Source organism: Streptomyces sp. NPDC049970, assembly GCF_040660235.1.
Classification (GTDB): domain Bacteria; phylum Actinomycetota; class Actinomycetes; order Streptomycetales; family Streptomycetaceae; genus Streptomyces.
In genome coordinates, this window is record NZ_JBFALP010000015.1 from 153,212 (window position 1) to 168,497 (window position 15,286).

General features: G+C 71.1%; 11 protein-coding genes, 1 tRNA gene and 2 pseudogenes. 6 read left to right on the forward strand and 8 right to left on the reverse strand.

Translation table 11 applies throughout. The features are described from left to right. The first annotated feature begins 204 nt into the window (after window positions 1-204). Entirely contained in the window at window positions 205-672 is a 468-nt protein-coding gene (locus AB0I83_RS24065; protein ID WP_356535457.1) for an SSI family serine proteinase inhibitor, read from the forward strand. Between the two features lie 343 nt (window positions 673-1,015). Beyond that, window positions 1,016-5,185, forward strand: a complete 4,170-nt coding sequence (locus AB0I83_RS24070) for a PAS domain-containing protein (protein ID WP_363306077.1) — start codon at window positions 1,016-1,018, stop codon at window positions 5,183-5,185. Window positions 5,186-5,365: 180 nt separating this feature from the next. On the opposite strand, the gene AB0I83_RS24075 is transcribed toward AB0I83_RS24070, so the two are convergent. The 3 genes from AB0I83_RS24075 to AB0I83_RS24085 form a co-directional block, all read right to left on the reverse strand. Continuing rightward, window positions 5,366-7,012 (reverse strand): long-chain fatty acid--CoA ligase, encoded by a 1,647-nt coding sequence (locus tag AB0I83_RS24075; RefSeq protein ID WP_363306078.1) that lies wholly within the window; start codon window positions 7,010-7,012, stop codon window positions 5,366-5,368. Window positions 7,013-7,157: 145 nt separating this feature from the next. Continuing rightward, window positions 7,158-7,712, reverse strand: coding sequence for a SigE family RNA polymerase sigma factor (locus tag AB0I83_RS24080; protein ID WP_363306079.1), 555 nt, complete (start codon window positions 7,710-7,712; stop codon window positions 7,158-7,160). Between the two features lie 321 nt (window positions 7,713-8,033). Continuing rightward, complete coding sequence (locus AB0I83_RS24085) at window positions 8,034-8,351, reverse strand: hypothetical protein (RefSeq protein WP_356843266.1); 318 nt, start codon at window positions 8,349-8,351, stop codon at window positions 8,034-8,036. Window positions 8,352-8,598: 247 nt separating this feature from the next. On the opposite strand from AB0I83_RS24085, the gene AB0I83_RS24090 reads away from it, so the two are divergent. Continuing rightward, entirely contained in the window at window positions 8,599-9,480 is an 882-nt protein-coding gene (locus AB0I83_RS24090; protein WP_363306081.1) for a bifunctional DNA primase/polymerase, read from the forward strand. 76 nt (window positions 9,481-9,556) lie between these two features. Here the strand turns inward: AB0I83_RS24090 and AB0I83_RS24095 are convergent, their stop codons facing one another. The 3 genes from AB0I83_RS24095 to AB0I83_RS24105 form a co-directional block, all read right to left on the reverse strand. Further along, window positions 9,557-9,841 (reverse strand): hypothetical protein, encoded by a 285-nt coding sequence (locus AB0I83_RS24095; RefSeq protein WP_356535451.1) that lies wholly within the window; start codon window positions 9,839-9,841, stop codon window positions 9,557-9,559. 148 nt (window positions 9,842-9,989) lie between these two features. Beyond that, window positions 9,990-10,104 (reverse strand) — tRNA-Ser (locus tag AB0I83_RS24100). 132 nt (window positions 10,105-10,236) lie between these two features. Continuing rightward, complete coding sequence (locus AB0I83_RS24105) at window positions 10,237-10,701, reverse strand: MarR family winged helix-turn-helix transcriptional regulator (protein WP_031090228.1); 465 nt, start codon at window positions 10,699-10,701, stop codon at window positions 10,237-10,239. A 101-nt stretch (window positions 10,702-10,802) separates the two neighbouring features. Here AB0I83_RS24105 and AB0I83_RS24110 point away from each other — a divergent pair, with 101 nt between their 5' ends. Then, window positions 10,803-12,017, forward strand: coding sequence for an amidohydrolase family protein (locus tag AB0I83_RS24110; RefSeq protein ID WP_053929575.1), 1,215 nt, complete (start codon window positions 10,803-10,805; stop codon window positions 12,015-12,017). Window positions 12,018-12,053: 36 nt separating this feature from the next. Here AB0I83_RS24110 and AB0I83_RS24115 read toward each other — a convergent pair. After that, window positions 12,054-12,554 (reverse strand): annotated as a pseudogene (locus AB0I83_RS24115) (tyrosine-type recombinase/integrase); the annotation flags it as partial. Window positions 12,555-13,416: 862 nt separating this feature from the next. Here AB0I83_RS24115 and AB0I83_RS24120 point away from each other — a divergent pair. After that, window positions 13,417-13,506, forward strand: a pseudogene (locus AB0I83_RS24120) (GntR family transcriptional regulator); the annotation flags it as partial. A gap of 660 nt (window positions 13,507-14,166) precedes the next feature. Continuing rightward, window positions 14,167-14,373, forward strand: a complete 207-nt coding sequence (locus AB0I83_RS24125; RefSeq protein WP_363306082.1) for a hypothetical protein — start codon at window positions 14,167-14,169, stop codon at window positions 14,371-14,373. 435 nt (window positions 14,374-14,808) lie between these two features. Here AB0I83_RS24125 and AB0I83_RS24130 read toward each other — a convergent pair whose 3' ends face one another. Then, on the reverse strand, window positions 14,809-15,114 hold the full coding sequence (locus AB0I83_RS24130) for a hypothetical protein (protein WP_363306083.1): 306 nt from the start codon (window positions 15,112-15,114) through the stop codon (window positions 14,809-14,811). Window positions 15,115-15,286: the final 172 nt, after the last annotated feature.

The window sequence follows — 15,286 nt, forward strand, 5'->3', positions numbered from 1 at the left end:
CGAGCCAGTGGGCCAGGAGGGGCCGTCCGGACGGCTGTTCCAGTCGGCCCCCAGGAGTTGCGCAACGTGCGGGCGTACGGAGCGTTAGAGGGACGAGGGCTCCGCCCTCCGTCCGCCACCTCGTGTGCCCGATGCGCGCATCCCCCGCGCGCACCGGAGCAGATCTGCGCGCCCCCGGGTGCGCCAGAACAACAGGAGCCCCGCATGCTGCGCCGTCTCACCCTCACCGCTCTCGCGTCCGTCGCCGCACTGGCAGCGGCCACGCCCGGCGCCACGGCCGCGTCCCCCCTGGTGCCGCTCCCCCCGCTCCCCCTCCTCCAGGGGGACTGGCCGGCCCAGGACACCGGGACCAACCTCACCGTGACGGTCTCGGACTCCGGCAACCCCGCGGCCGACGGGGTCTTCGAGCTGGAGTGCGAGCCCGCCGGCGGCAGCCACCCCGCCGCGCAGCGTGCCTGCGACCTGCTGGACGAGGCCGCCGAGTCGGGTGACAACCCCTTCGTGGCGACGGACCGCAACGCCATGTGCACCCAGCAGATGGGCGGGCCGGCGGCCGCACGGGTCCAGGGCACCTGGCAGGGCCAGCAGGTCGACGCGCGGTTCAGCCGGGCCAACGGCTGCGAGATCTCGCGGTGGAACAACCTCGTCCCGGTGCTTCCGTCCGCGCGATAGCCGGTTCGGCGGGGCGTGCGCCGGGACTTCGGCCGGTCGAGGCGGCGCGCACCGGGGCGTGAACCCGGCCGCCGAAGGTGCGTGCCGGGTGGGTTTCCGGGCGTGGTCCGAGCACGTCCCGGCCCACGTCCGGCCGCGTTCGCGCACGTCAGAGGGGGCGCTCGCGGTCACGCCAGGGACCACCGGCGTACACCGTGTGCACAGAACCTTGGTGAGAGCTCCCCCTCATCCGCCGCCCCTCACGCGCTCCCTGCCTTTAGACTCCTCCAGTGACAGCCTGAGGCCCGAGGGGCAGGATGGGGCCCGCTGTCGGCAAGGTGCGGTATTCAGGGAGGAAGCGCTCGTGAGCAGCAGGCCATCCCGAGGCGCTGCTCGCCTCGCAGCCATACTGGACGCCCTCCCGGACGGGCTCCTGCTCGTCAACTGCAACGGCACGGTCGTCAACGCCAACACCATCGCCCTCGAGATGTTCGAGACCCCGGGCACCGCGCTCGTGGGGCGCGGACTGCTCGATCTGCTTCCGGAGTTCGACTCCAGGCTGATCCCGGGGTCGATGCGAAGGCCGGACGCCGCGGACGAGCGGGGCAGGACCAAGCCCACCCGGATGATCGCGCGCCGGACCGACGGCACCGACTACCCGGTCGAGGTCACCAGTGCTTCCCTGGACAGCGGCCAGGCCGGATACAACGACATCCACTCCAGCTTCACCGGCGACGAACTGCTCATGATCGTCGTACGGGACCTCTCCGGCACCGTCGACACCGAGGTCGAGCTGGCCCGTTCGCAGCGCCAGACCGAGATGATCCTGCGCGCCGCGTCGGAGGGCGTCGTCGGTACGGACACGGACGGCCGGGTCGTCCTCGTGAACCCCGCCGCCGCGCAGATCCTGGGCTTCCGCGCGAGCGACCTGGGTGGCCATGAACTCCACCCGCTGATCCTGCACTCGCGGGCGGAGGGTGAGCCCTTCCCGTACGACGAGTCGCCGCTCGCCGACACCCTGCGGTCCGGCCGTAAGCACCGGGTGCGCGGGCAGGTGCTCTGGTCCAAGAGCGGTGCGCAGGTACCGGTCGACCTGACGACCGCGCCGGTGCGCGACGGGGACCAGCTGGTCGGCGCCGTCATGACGTTCACCGACCGCAGGCCTTTCGAGGAACTGACGCAGCAGCACACCGGCGAGGTCTCCGGCCTCACCGAACAGCACGCCGCCGAGATCGCCGAGCTCACCGGGAAGCACCGCTCCGAGATCGAGGCACTCACCGGACAGCACGCCGCCGAGATCGCCGACCGGACCGAGCGGTACGCCTCCGAGCTGGAGGAGAAGACCGAGCGCCTCGCGGATCTCGGCGAGCGGCACACCCAGCTGACCGCGGTCCTGGGCGAGTCACTGCGCGGGCCTCTGGAGGAGCTGCGCGGCGAGTTGTCGGCCCTGGCCGCCGACCCGGCCGGCCAGCTCTGGCCCGAGGCCAACCAGATCCTGCACCATCTCGCCGCGGGCTACGCGCGTATGACGACGCTCGTCGACAACGTGCTGAGCTACCAGCGCCTGGACAGCGGTACGGAGGCGCTCAGCAAGCAGACGGTGCTGCTCGACTCGGTGGTGACCGCCGGTATCGACGGCGCGGTCGAGCTGATCGGTCCCGGGCGCGCGCAGTTCGCGGTGCACGCCCCTGCGATCGAGGCCGAGGTCGACGCGGGCCGCCTGATCACGGCACTCGCCCATCTCGTCGCCGATGTGGCAGGCGTCGACTCGACCGGCAAGGCCCGGCTGGTGCCGGGCGGAGGCTACGTCGACTCCACCGTGGTCGTGGCCGCGGCGCAGCGGGGCGACGTGGTCCGGATCGAGGTGCGCGGCCCGTTCGCCGGAGGCGATCCGGTGCACGTGCCGATCGTGCGCGGGATCGTACGGGCGCACGGCGGCGTGCTCCAGACGCACGAGATGGCGGGCATGAGCGGCAGCGCCTACGTCCTGGAGGTGCCGATCGGCGCGGGTGCGGGGACGATCGCACCGGCACCGCTCCCGGTCGCGGAGGTCGCGGACGCCGCCGCAGCAGCGCAGGTCGCGGAGGAACCCGTCGGGCCGGAACACATGGGACCGGAGCGCGTCGGTCCGCAGGCCGTGGCCCCGGCTTCCGGACCCGCCGCGCCCGAAGCCGCCGCCCAGCCCACTCAGGGCGGTCGCCGGCGGGCGCGCAGGTCGTCGACCGACGCGTTCCTGGACGGGGCCGTGGAAGAGGCCGCGGCGGCCGGTGACACCGCGGCGGCGGAGCCGACCGGGCGGCGCAGGGCGCGCCGGGAGTCCGAGGCACCGCAGGAACAGCAGCAGGAACAGGACCTGACCCAGGCTCGGCCGAGCGAGGGGTCCGGACGCAGGCGCGGCCGGCCCAGCCCCGCCGAGACGGGCACGCCGGTCCAGGAGGAGCGGCCCCGGCAGGCGCTGGCTCTCCCCGCCGCGCCGTCATCCGCCCCGGCCTCCCCGTCGGAGGGGTCGGTGGTCACGGCGGCCGAGGGCGCGCAGGGAGGCGGCGGACGTCCGCAGCGCGGGCAGACGGTGCCGCCGCAGGGCGTACCGCACCACGCGCCGTCCGGTCGGACGGCGCGTCAGGGCTCCGGCGACCAGCCCGCGCTGCCCGCTCTCGCCTCGGCCGAGGCTCCGGGCAGGCAGCAGGACCAGTTCGGGGGGCAGGGGGAGCCGGAGCAATCCCAGCAGCCGGGCGGGCGACGGGCCCGGCGGGCTCTCGCCGCCGCTCAGGAACGCGCCGCCGAGCCCACGGGGCCGCGTACCCCGTTCGCCCTGCCTCCCGCCTCCGCCGACCGTGTCCCGCCCCTGGCCCCCGGCTCGCCCGTGGTGGCGCCCCCGCAGGCCGTGCCCCAGCCCCCGGCGGCCGCTCAGCCGGCCCGGCCCGAACGCCGCCCCGTACGGACCGCGGGCCGGCCGGACCAGCACGCGACCGACCGACCGGACGTGTCCGGTGCCGGGCCCGCCGACGTATCGCAGGCGGAGCGCCACGACGCCGTACCGACCGAGCCGGACGCGGACCACACCCCGCCGCAGCCGCACCCCCTGCCGTCCGGGCGCCGGAGGGCACGGCCCGCCGAGGCGGCCCCGGAGCAGGCGGGCCCCGGACAGCCGCTGCCCGCCGTCCCCCCGCAGCCCGACTGGGCGCAGGCCGGCGCCTCGGGGCAGGATCCGGCCACGCCGGCGCACGAGGTCGACGCGGAGGCGGCCGGTGAGGGCCCCCGGGCGCGCCCCGGCGCCACCGCGCACACCACGGGTACGGTCGCCCCGTCGGCAGGCCGGGCACCCGCGGGCGCACCCGCAGCACAGCCGGGCGCGCGTCGGGCCGACGCCGATGCCCCCGCGCCCGACGCGCGACGCCAGCCGCTGCCCGCCGAGGCGCCCATGCCCGCGTCCTCGGACTCGACCCAGGGCCGTGCCTTCAGCGTGCGGACACTGGGGCAGGGCGTGCCCTTCGCGCAGCACCTCGCGCATCAGCAGAACCAGACACTCGGCGGCGCCGGACGCCGTCGCAAGCTCACCGCGCCGCCCGAGGCGGAACAGCCGGTACCGAGCGCGCCGGCTCCCGTACCGCCGCAGCCCGGCGTCGCCAAGGGGAACACCACACAGGGCTCCGGCTCGGGCCGGCTGATGCCCGCGCCCGCGTCCGAGGGACGTTCGTACGCGATAGGGGCCCCCGACGAAGGTGCCGAGGGGCCGGAGCCGCTGGACGGTCCCGGTGGCGCGGTCGAGGTGGCCAACCGTCCGCAGCCGCACCCCGTCGACGACGAACTGCCCCCGGAGCCGCTGGACAACCCGCGCCGACTGCTCGTCTGGCCGGCACCCGACGTCTCCACCCAGCAGGCCCTGAGCGACCGGGGCTACCGCCCGGTCATCGTGCACTCCCGCGAGGAGGTCGACGCCCAGATCGCGGCGTTCCCGGCCGCGCTCTTCGTCGACCCGCTGACCGGACCGATCACCCGTACGGCGTTGCAGTCGCTGCGTCAGGCAGCCGTGGCGGCCGAGGTCCCGGTGCTGGTGACGGCCGGTCTGGGGCAGGCGACCCGGGAGGCGGCGTACGGCGCCGACCCGGCCGTCCTCCTCAAGGCGCTCGCCCCGCGCGACAGCGACCAGCATCCGCCGCGCGTCCTGGTGATCGAGGAGCACGAGCCGATCGCGACGGCGCTGACCGAGACGCTGGAGCGGCGCGGCATGCAGGTGGCCAGGGCCTCGGGGGACAGCGAGGCGGTCGATCTCGCCACCCGGATGCGGCCGAACCTGGTGGTGATGGACCTGATGCAGGTACGCCGCCGACGCGCGGGGATCATCGACTGGCTGCGCGCGAACGGCGCGCTGAACCACACCCCGCTGGTCGTCTACACCTCGGCGGGCATGGACGAGTCGGAGCTGCCGAGGCTCACCTCGGGCGAGACGGTGCTCTTCCTGGCCGAACGCTCGACGAGCGACGAGGTGCAGTCCCGGATCGTGGACCTGCTGGCGAAGATAGGGACGAACTGACCGCCGGCCGTACGGCGGACACACGGGGCGAGGGCGGTACGGGATCTCTCCGTACCGCCCTCGCCCCGTGCTGCGGCGTGTGCCCCGAGGTATGCCCCGAGCCGGTGCCGTGCGCCGTCCGGATGCGCTGCCGCCACCAGGTGCCGTGCGCCGCTCCGGCCCGGTGGCCCACCGATCGGCTCAGAGCTGCGTGATGTCCAGCTCGCCTTCCGCGTACTGCCTGCGGATCACCTTCTTGTCGAACTTGCCCACGCTCGTCTTCGGCACCGCCGGGACGATCGTCCAGCGCTCGGGCAGCTGCCACTTGGGAACGGACTGGGCGAGGAAGGTCCTGAGCGCCCAGTAGTCGGCGGTCGCGCCCTCCTTCAGGACGACGGTCGCCAGCGGGCGCTCGCCCCACTTGTCGTCGGGGACGGCGACGACCGCGGCCTCGGCCACGTCCGGGTGGGCCATGAGCGCGTTCTCCAGCTCGACGCTGGAGATCCACTCACCGCCGGACTTGATGACGTCCTTGGCCCGGTCGGTGAGTGTGAGGTACCCCTCGTCGCTGATCACGCCGACGTCACCGGTCTTCAGCCAGCCGTCCTCACTGAACTTGTCCTCGGGCCGCAGGAACTCGCCGTCCGCACCGCCGTAGTACGCCCCGGAGATCCAGGCCCCCCGCACCTCCAGCTCACCCGCGGACTCGCCGTCCCACGGCAGGTGCTCGCCACCGGGACCGACCAGACGTGCCTCCACGCCTGCGGGGAAACGTCCCTGCGTGATGCGGTACGGCCACTCCTGCTCGTCGGTGAGCCCGGCGGGCGGGTTGGACATGGTGCCGAGCGGCGAGGTCTCCGTCATACCCCAGGCGTGGCAGAGCCGGACGCCCAGCTTGTCGTACGCCTCCATCAGGGAGGGCGGACAGGCGGCGCCGCCGATCGTGACGCTGGTCATGGAGCTGAGGTCGCGCGGCTTGGCGGTGACCTCGGCGAGCAGCCCCTGCCAGATGGTGGGTACCGCTGCGGCGTGCGTCGGCTTCTCCCGCTCGATCATCTCGGCGAGCGGCGCGGGCTGGAGGAAGCGGTCGGGCATGAGCATGTTGACGCCGGTCATGAACGTCGCGTGCGGCAGACCCCACGCGTTCACGTGGAACTGGGGCACCACGACGAGGGTCGTGTCCTTGTCGGTCAGGCCCATCGACTCGGCCATGTTGACCTGCATGGAGTGCAGGTAGACGGACCGGTGGGAGTAGACGACGCCCTTGGGGTCCCCGGTGGTGCCGGAGGTGTAGCACATGGCGGCCGCCTGGCGTTCGTCCAGCTCGGGCCAGTCGAAGGTGGCGGGCCGTCCGGTGATCAGCTCCTCGTACTCGTGCACACGGGGCCTGACGCCCTCCAGCGCGGAGCGGTCGCCGGGACCGGAGACCACCACGTGCTCGACGGACGGCAGATGGGGCAGCAGCGGCGCGAGCAGCGGCAGCAACGAGCCGTTGACGATGACGACCTTGTCGTCGGCGTGGTTGACGACCCAGACCAGCTGCTCGGCGGGCAGCCGGAGGTTGAGCGTGTGCAGGACGGCGCCCATCGAGGGGATCGCCAGATACGCCTCGACGTGCTCGGCGTTGTTCCACATGAGGGTCGCGACACGCTGGTCGGCGTCCACGCCCAGCTCGTCGCGCAGGGCGTTCGCCAACTGCGTGGCACGCCTTCCGACCTCCGCGAAACTGCGCCGGTGCGGCTCCGGATCACCGGTCCAGGTCGTCACCTGCGACTTCCCGTGGATGGTCATCCCATGGGTCAGGATGCGGGTCACAGTCAGCGGTACGTCCTGCATGGTGCTCAGCACGGCGTCCTCCCGGTGGGCGCTACGCGGTGGTAAGGGTGCGCTGATTCTGCTCACATACCAAGCGGTATGTCACTACTTCCGGGAGTACGAATCGGTGTCGGCCCACATGACCGGCCCGCGGCGGGGGCCGCGCGATGGGCCGGAGTCACCGGACGGGGCTGAGTTCCGGATCCTCACGGAGCTTCCGGAGCGCCCGCGACACGGCGCTCTTGACCGTCCCGACGGACACCCCCAACACCTCGGCGGTCTGCACCTCGCTGAGGTCCTCGTAGTACCGCAGGACGACCATGGCCCGCTGACGGTCGGGAAGCTTGAGCACGGCACGCCACATCGCGTCGTGCAGCGACTGCCGCTCGGCCGGGTCGGGGGCGGGGGCCGCCTCCCTCTCGGGCAGCTCCTCACAGGCGAACTCGTCGACCTTGCGCTTGCGCCACTGCGAGGTGCGGGTGTTCACCAGGGCGCGGCGGACGTATCCGTCGAGCGCCCGGTGGTCCTCGATCCGCTCCCAGGCGACGTAGGTCTTGGTGAGGGCGGTCTGCAGCAGGTCCTCGGCGTCGCTCGGGTTCGCGGTGAGGGACCGGGCGGTGCGCAGCAGCACGGGGCCCCGGGCGCGGACGTACGACGAGAACGACGGATAGCGACGGTGTACGGCGGATGCAGCGACCGCCCTGGAGGCGCCGGTGCAGACTGGCGTGGTCATGTCTCCACGCTAGGAGCGGGCACCTTCGAGGGGATCGGCCCCAGGTCCCGAAGCCGAGTCCGCCTCAGGTTGTAGGGGCGGGGCGGGCTCCACCTCCTGAAGGTGGAGGGGCCCACACCCGCCCTCAGGGTCTCGTCCCCAGGAGGCCGCCCACCCCCACGCGGGGCTACGGCCCGTGCGACCGCGTCGGCACCGCCGCCGCACGGACCCCACTCAGCCCACCGCCGGGCCCACGGCTCGGTTCACGGGCCGGTCCACGGGCCGGTCCGCCACTCGTCCCCAGGCCCGGTCCACAGCTGGGTTCACCACTCAGCTCACCGCTCAGTTCACCCAGAGGGGCGTGAAGGTCACGTAGACGAAGTGCGTGGACTGGTCGATGTACGCGAACGGCGATCCGATCACCTGGGCCGAATTGCTGTGGTTGGAGGCGCCGGCCCCGACGGCCTGCTGCTGCGACGTGGACGAGTTGCCGGAGTTGTCCCCGCCGACACCGGCGGAGCCGATGGTCGCCACCCCCGCGTTCGATCCGTCGCTCGCGAGCGCACCGTTGTCCGCGGCGGCGACACCTCCGAACAGCGCGGCGGCCAGCGGCAGAGCGGCAACGGCGGCGAGAGCGCGAGCGGTACGGGTGCTTGCCATGTCAATTTCCTCCAGGAACCAGAACGCGTCTGGTAAAGGCTGGTTACGAAGCGGTTGGCCGACCGCCTCGGTGCTGGTCACGACGTCGCGGAAGCAGAACTGCCCAGCAGGCCCCCGCCGAACCGCGCGGCCTTCGCGATTCCCTCGCACGTATGAGGAACCGCCACCAAACCTCCCGCTCGCGCCCGGTCGCACCACCACGACCCACCCCCTTCCCTTCTTCGAACATCTGTACGAAAATGGCACCATGGTCACCATCGACCGGCAGACCGCCACCCTGGCCCTGGCCCATGCGCTCTCCGCCGCCGAGCGCGGGCTCCCCGTCTTCCCCCTGTCCGCGACCAAGCTCCCCGCCCTGCGCTCCCCACACCACGGCGAGGACCCGCCCGTGCACTGCCGGGGAGCCTGCGGACTGGCCGGTCACGGCGTCCACGACGCCACCACCGACCCGGCCGCCGTCCGCGCGCTCTTCGCCGCCGCCCGCCGAGCCACCGGGTACGGCATCGCCTGCGGACGCCCGCCGCACCGCCTCATCGGCATCGACCTGGACATCGACACCACCCACGGCAACGACTCGGTGGCCGCGCTCCGGCAACTCGCCCTCCAGCACCTCTTCACCATCCCGGCCACCGTCACGGTGCTCACGCCCAGCGGCGGCCGGCACCTCTGGCTGACGGGCCCGCCCGACGTCTCCGTGCCCAACTCCGCCGGCCGCCTCGCCCCCGGAATCGACGTACGCGGAGCCGGTGGCTACCTGGTCGGCCCGGGCTCCGTCACGACCCAGGGCAGATACCGGCTCGCCGCCGGCACCGCCCACCTCCCACCGGCGCCCTGCCCTCGCGCCCTCCTCCACCTGCTCACACCCCCGCCGCGACAGCAGCCGACCGCCAACCGGGCCTCCCCCACCCGGCAGGGCCAGGGCCTGGTCCAGTTCGTACGCGCGGCGCACGAGGGCCAGCGCAACACCCGCCTCTTCTGGGCCGCTTGCCGCGCGTACGAACACGGCTTCGGCGACGCCCTCGCGGACGCCCTCACGAACGCGGCGATCGGCACAGGCCTCACCGAGCAGGAGGCCCGCGCCGCGATCGCCTCGGCCGCCCGTCTGACGACACCGCGGCGAACACACTGACCACGCCTGCGGAACGCCCCTGACGGACGCGACGAACGCGACGGTCAGGTCACCGGCCTGACGGCTCCCCGGCAACTCATCGCGGGCGGGCCGCCTCGAACGCCTCGACGACGAGGGCCTGCACACCCAGGACCACATCGCGCAGGCGCCCCGGCCGCACCCCCTCGGCCTCCAACGCCTCGTCGAGGCGCGGACGGGCCAGGTAGACGGCTCCGTAACGCCTCAGTACGGATCGGTCGACCGAGATCGCCTCCTGGAAGTCCCTCCGCAACTCGTCGGTCCAGCCCTGCTCACGATCGTCCTGCCCCAGAGGGGCTTTCAGCGCGGCCACTGCCTTGCCCAAAGACTCCGTCAGATCCATGGCTCTCCTCACTCCGGCGCAGCCCGCGTGCCGAACGACGGTTCCGACCGGACCGCTCGGGCCGTCGGGAAACCGTGGCGCGGGTCGGGCAGCGGACACGGGAACGGCCCCTGACCATACGCACTGGTCAGGGGCCGTTCACCTGCGGTGGGTGTGGGATTTGAACCCACGGTGACATCGCTGCCACGACGGTTTTCAAGACCATTCGGCGGCCGGGCGGCTTCTGGGACCCCTTCGCAGGTCAGACGGGTAGAAGCCGCCCCGCTGGAACCATTGCCGTCGTCATCGTGCCCGCTGCGTGCCCCTCAACCTGCGAGCGCGCCAAGACTGGTCAGGGCGTCAGCGCTTCGGCACCTGAGTTCCTGGCCGTGGCTCGGTCTCGGGGCGCTGCCCGTTCAATCGCGTCTTGGGGTCTGTTTCCTGGACCAGGCGGTGGCGTCGACTCCGTATCGAGTCAGGAGCCGTGCGAACTGGGTTCGCTCCTCCGGCGACCAGGCGACAGTGATCTCCAGGAACGCTTCTCGCTGCTCGACGGCGAAGCGGTTGCGTTCGGCTTCGCCGTGCTCGGTGAGTTCGAGCACGGTGCGGCGCCCGTCGGACTGGGATGCCGCCCGCCGCAGCAGCCCGTCCGCTATGCAGGCGGCGACGGTCCGGCTGGCGACCGGCTGCGCGACGCCCATCTCGGCGGCAAGCCCGCCAACGGTCGTCTCGCCCGGCGCGTCGGCGATGACGTTGAGCACGAGGTTGCGGGAGAGATCCTTGCCCGTTGCCGGTGCGCGTCGCCGCAGACGGGACAGCGCCGGACCGATCTGATCCAGCGTCCGGTCGTCGGGGGGCTGCTCGGAGGAGGTGCTGCTCATGTGCCGAGTCTAGGCCCGGCCGGCACATTTGCATACCATTCGATAAGTACATAGCATCAGGTATGTAAATATTGAACGAGCCAGGAAAGAGGCGGACCGCCATGGCGCTCACCGCGATCACCAACGCGCAGATCTTCGACGGGGAGAAGGCGGTCGGCGTGCGGACCGTGGTCATCGACGGCGGGAGAATCGCCCGCATCGGTGGCGACGCTCCCGAGGGCAGCGAGATCGTCGACGGCAGCGGCGCCACACTGCTGCCGGGACTCATCGACGCCCACGTCCACTCCGCCCCGGGCTCCCTGGCGCTCGCCCTGCGGTTCGGGGTGACGACCGAACTGGAGATGCAGGGGATGAACACCCGGGAGAACCGGGGGGCCATCACCGACGACGACACGCAGGCTGACGTGCGCTCCTCCGGCTTCGCCATCACACCGCCCGGCGGTCACCCGAGCGAGCTGATGCCCGAAGGGTTTCGGCCCAAGTGGGACCTTCCCCCGGTCATGCCCCTGATGCCGTTCTCCACCACACCCGAGGAGGCCGCCGCCTTCGTGCCGCAGCTCCTCGCCCGGGGGTCCGACTTCATCAAGTTCATGATCGACGACGGCAGCGTAGAGGGACACCCCGGGCTGCCCACGCTCGACCGGGCCACCGTGCACGCCGGTGTCGCCGAAGCCAAGAAGTACGGCGCCCTGACCGTGGCTCACGCGCTGACCGTGGAGGCCACCAGGACGGCCGCCGAAGCCGGCATCGACGGCGTCACCCACGTGTTCATGGACCAGCCGCACACCGCCGAGATCATCAGCCTGATCAAGGACGCGGGCATGTTCGTCATCCCCTGCATCACTCTCAACGCCTCGATGATGGGGATCACCGGCAGCGAACTCGCCGACGACCCCCGGGTCGCCGCACGCCTCGACGCCGACTGGGACCGGACCCTTCGCTCCAGCTATGACCGCTACCCGCAGGGCAAGCTCCACGACGTTTACGACACCGTGCGCGCACTGGACGCTGCCGGTGTCGACGTGCTCGCCGGAACCGACGTCTCCATGCCCGAGACGTTCTTCGGGGGCCTGGCACACGGAGCGAGCCTGCACCACGAACTGCAATACCTGGTGACAGCCGGCCTCACACCCGCACGGGCCCTGCGCGCGGCCACGGCGACCACGGCCCGCCGCTTCCGCCTGAGCGATCGGGGCCGCATCGCCGAGGGCCTCCGCGCCGACCTCCTACTGGTAGACGGCGACCCGACCAGCAACATCAGCGACACCCTCAACACCCGTGCCGTCTGGCGCCGCGGAACCCGAATGGCGGCATAACCACAGTCCCTGGGACGCGATCCTTTCGGCGACAACTCAGACAACGGGATCAGTCGCGTCATCGCCGCTGAGCCAAATATCCGCAGCCGTCGCCACCTGATCATCCCGACCGGCAACCGGCCGGGCGTAGTGCCGAGTGGTCACGCTCGCGTTCGAGTGCCCGAGCCGGTGAGCGGCGGTCATCACGCCGTATCGGTCGGCGACCCACGTCCCGTGCGAGGCACGCAGGTCGTGCGGCGTGACGTCAGTGAGCCCTGCAGCCGCCACGGCGGGATCGAAGTACGCCTTGCGCCACTGGTTGTAACGCAGAGGCTTGCCGCCGGGCGTGACGAAGAGGAGAGCGTCCTCCCCGCCGGGCAGCGTCTCCAGGTGCCGGCCGATCCGCGACGCGAGCGAGGGGCCGATCCGCAGGACGCGCTTCTGATGGGACTTGGGAGTGTCGAAGACCAGGGTGCCGTTCGCTTCGGCCAGGTTCTCATCGACGAGAACCAGGCCGCCGGACACGTCGATGTCCGCTCGCCGCAGCGCGAATGCCTCAGCGGCCGGTATGACCGCCGCTGACCGATCCGGCTAGAGCTGCGGAGCAGGTGGTACCCCCGAGAGGAGGTGGTGCGCGGTCGGCTCTGGCAGGTCATCTGCTGGCCATCGACAAAGCCCGGCCGTCGGTTAGGTCCCGGCGATTCTCCGGGTCGCCCCCAGACAGGCCGGGGATGCAACCATTCCTTTCAGAGCTGGAACCCCCGGAAGCCGACCGCGCGCTTGAGACTCTAAGGGCCTGCACTGACAACGCCGTGTGCGTGGTGGGCTGTTGATGGGTGAGTGTCTAACTGCGTGACAACGCCGACGGACAGCGGTGGACGAGAGCGAACGTCTGCGCATCGTCAGCGCAGACGAGAGACGCACCAGTCCAAGGCAGACTCCCCACGCAAGTTGCTTCGGGGCGAAGAGGTCGCTCCGCTAAGGTGCACCGCATGACCGACGACGCCCCGGCTTGTCCTGAGTGCGGCCGGCCACTGGAGTCCGACGGTCTCGTGTTGTCCAGGCGAGACGACGACCGGAGGGCCTGCCGCTCTCTGTGGCGATGCGCTGGCAGGCACACTTGGTGGCGGTGGGCGGATCGGCCGGAGGAACCGTTGGAAGTCTGCCCAGCTCCGCAGATGTTCCGCTGACATCCAACGCTGACATCGACGAGGCCGGACGGCGGCATACAACAGCAGTCTTGGATGACCCGTCGGATCAGCCGACGAAGGCACCACGGACGAGGGTAGATCGAACTCCTAATTCGGTGCTCGCGCTCAAGCGCCCTCGCAGGCCGTCCGGGGGCCGTGGAAGGGCGCTCAACGATGGCCAGCGCCGACAACTGCCGAGAGCTCAGCAGCAGGTCAGGACGTAGATCGATGACGACGGGCGGCCTGTGGACACGGCGGGCATCGTGGTGCCCGCCGTTCACTGCGAGATCGTCTATGAGATCCCGATCAACCGTCCGTAGCGGCCTGCGGGACCTGGGCAAGCAGGTCTGGGGTGTCGCGCCTACCTTCGGCGTCGGATGTACCAACCAGCCACCAGCACGATGAGGATTGCAACGACGAAGGCCCACACGGTCGTTGCGCCGTGATACGAGCGGTAGGCAATCAGAGCAAGCATGTTCAGGCGGGTACCCCGGGCGTGGGGCTTCAGCCGACACGCGTCGCCCGCCCTCGCCGAATGCGTGTCGAAGAAGAGCGTGCCAGTTCCGACGGTAAGCAGCGGTCAGCATCAGGACTCTGGGGGCGTGGCGGGGACACGACTCACGCCCAATGAGGCGGGCCAGGGCGCGACCGTGGCCAGGCTGCCACGTGATTCCCAAACTCAAGGCTTCAGCCACCGGAATACGCGGTAGCCGACCGACGCCTTGTTCTGTACCTTGCCCGCATGACCGACAACCGAAGGGGCAATGCCGCGTAGGCGCCCATCATCCCTGCGGGGCGACCTGCCCACCCGCCGCTTGAGGCGGCGACGGTACCCATTAATTGATCACCTTTCAGGGTCCTGCACGGCCGACTTGCGCCGGCTGGAGCGGACCCGATTCTGGCCCGAGGCCGCGGAAGAAGCGTTCTGGCACTGGAAGGTCCTTGCCCACGGCCCCCTCAGGCAACTTGTAGACCCACGCATGGGTGCTGACTGCGGCCTCCCTGAGTGCGGGTGCTACGGCGCCGGCTTCCGCGAGCAGCTCGAAGCCGTGCTTCATGCACTGCCCAGGAAGAGCGCGCGTGAGTTGCGCGCCCTCGTACGCGCCCTCGACGAGAAGATCTTGGCAAGGGCCGAGGTCATCCCGGCTGACAGCCCGGAGGCGCCCTGGTGGCTCAGCCAGTTCTAAGCCCGGCTGTGCCGCTCAGGTCGAGAGGCAGCGCACCAGACTGGCACCAGAACAACCGGTCAACAGCGGTCACCACGAGCCAACAGGAGCAGTGGCCGGCACCACTCCCTGTTGGGCCCTCTCTTTGAGAGCCGCCCCCTTGCAGTAACCGCAGTACCCAACGTGGGGCCGCAGCCCCGAACTGCGTTCTTGTGCCGACGGGAAGCCAGTTCGACCATCCTAGAAATGGTCGGACTGCTCCTGCCGGGAGCTCCGACCGCTCTCAGAGAGGCCGGAGCCTTGGGCGACAGCTTGGCCCTTACCATCCTGACAATCTCTAGCGTGATCACGGCGGCGCTGATCGCCTTGCAGGTCAGACCGGAGAAACCGAGCCGCCGCAGTCAGAGCAGTGCTTGCCATGCCCTCCACGTGCCCCAGGTAAACGATCGTGCCCGCTCAACCACCTGTCACAACCGGAACGATCACTGCGGCCACAGCCGACAGCAGGCCCCCCACAGCGAGAGCGCCGTTGAACTTCTCTTTGGCCGTGGGAAAGACGGAGCGGCCGACGTTTCCAACCTTGCTGCGCAGGACGATCATCTTGATCTTCTGCCACCTGTGCTGACGTTTCGAGCAGCCCATCAACACGCCGTAGGCGTTGTTACGACAGTAGGTCCGCCCGTCGCGATTAACCGCACCACACCAGACCGGCACCTGGAAGGCGGCGTAGGCCGAGACACCGACCGACAGAGCCACGATCACGGGACTGCTGCACGGATAAGTGACACCTGACCTGGCTTGCTGACTGGCGGCCTGGAAGGATGTTGCAGTGCCCAAGTCGTATCCGAAGGAGTTCCGCGAGGACGTCGTGCGGGTCGCGCGCAACCGTGAGCCCGGCGTCACGCTGGAACAGATCGCTGCCGACTTCGGCGTC